We start from the raw sequence: 1,612 nt of genomic DNA on the forward strand, positions 1-1,612 counted from the left end.
GCGCGCCGCGCTGGCGGCGGCGCCGGCCTGCGCGCCGTGGCGCGAGTGGACCGCGTTCGTCGGCAAGCACCTCGATGCCAGCGGGCGGGTGATCGATTTCCAGCACGCCGACCAGCGCAGCACCTCCGAAGGCCAGTCCTACGCGCTGTTCTTCGCGCTGGTGGCCAACGACCAGGTGCTGTTCGAACGCGTGCTCGGCTGGACCCGGCACAACCTGTGCGGCGGCCGCCCGCAGCAGGTGTTGCCGGCCTGGCTGTGGGGCCGCGCCAGCGACGGCAGCTGGCGCGTGCTCGACGGCAACAGCGCCAGCGACGCCGACCTGTGGATCGCCTACGTGCTGCTCGAGGCCGGGCGCCTGTGGCAACGGCCCGGCTACACCCAGGCCGGTCTGCAGATGCTGGCGCTGGTGCGACGCACCGAGCTGGCCGAGCTGCCCGGGTTCGGCAGCATGCTGCTGCCGGCGGCCAAGGGGTTCGTCAGGCCGCAACGCTGGACGCTCAACCCCAGTTACCTGCCGCTGCAGTTGCTGCGGCGCTTCGCCGCGGTCGATCCGAAGGGGCCGTGGGCCGGCCTGGCCACGCGCAGCGCACGGATGCTGCGCGACAGCGCGCCGGTCGGCTTCGCGCCGGACTGGACCGCCTGGGACGGCCGCGCGTTCGGCGTCGACCCCGACAAGGGCGCGATCGGCAGCTACGACGCCATCCGCGTGTACCTGTGGGCCGGCATGCTCGATGCCGCCGATCCGCTGCGCAAGGCGCTGCTCGACGACCTGTCCGGCCCGCTGCAGCAACTGCGCGCGCAGGGCCGTCTCGACGAGAAGATCGACAGCCGCCAGGGCGTCGGCAGCGGCCAGGCGCCGCCCGGCTTCGCCGCGGCCATGCTGCCGTACCTGAGCGCGCTGCGCGAACCGGCGCTGCTCCAGGCGCAGGCGCAACGCATTCCCGCGCCCGGCGACGCCGCCGCGGCACGGCTTCCCTACTACGACCGGGTGCTGATCCTGTTCGGACGCGCCTGGCTCGACAACCGCTACCGCTTTTCCGCAGACGGCGCGCTGCAGCCCGCCTGGAGAACCCAATGCTCCGCATGAACCTCAAACCCCTGTACCTGGCCGGCATGATCGACCTGTGCCTGCTCGCCGGCAGCGCGCACGCGCAGAACGCCGACGCCACCCAGCAACTGGTCAGCCAGGGCAACTACTGGCACGACCAGGGCCGCGACGATCTCGCCGCCGATGCCTGGCGCAAGCTGCTGCGGGTCGACCCGAACCAGCCCGACGCCCTGCTCGGCCTGGCCCAGATCGATCTGGCGCAGGGTCGCCAGACCGACGCGCGCAAGCGCCTGGCGCAACTGCAGAAGGCGCATCCGCAGGCGCCGCAGACCCAGCGCCTGGCCATGTCGATCGGCGGCACCGGCGATAACATCGACCTGCGCAACGCGCGCCGCGCCGCCGCCGCCGGCCGCTACGTGGACGCGGTGCGCGCCTACCAGGCGCTGTTCGACGGCAAGGGCCCGCCGGACTCGCTGGCGCTGGAGTACTACCAGGCGCTGGCCGGCACCCCGCAGGGCTGGGACGGCGCACGCGACGGCCTGCGCCGCCTGGCTGCCGCGCAGC

Annotated in this window: 2 protein-coding genes; both read left to right on the forward strand. The window is 73.4% G+C overall.

What is annotated here, in order from left to right:
- Window positions 1-1,087, forward strand: a 1,087-nt coding sequence (gene bcsZ, locus D180_RS09080) for a cellulose synthase complex periplasmic endoglucanase BcsZ (protein ID WP_017912544.1), incomplete at its 5' end; no start/stop codon positions are given.
- A partial coding sequence (locus D180_RS09085; protein WP_157835445.1) for a tetratricopeptide repeat protein occupies window positions 1,075-1,612 on the forward strand: 538 nt, incomplete at its 3' end. The genes bcsZ and D180_RS09085, both read left to right, overlap by 13 nt.

The organism is Xanthomonas sp. SHU 166 (assembly GCF_000364685.1).
GTDB classification, from domain to species: Bacteria; Pseudomonadota; Gammaproteobacteria; order Xanthomonadales; family Xanthomonadaceae; genus Xanthomonas_A; species Xanthomonas_A sontii.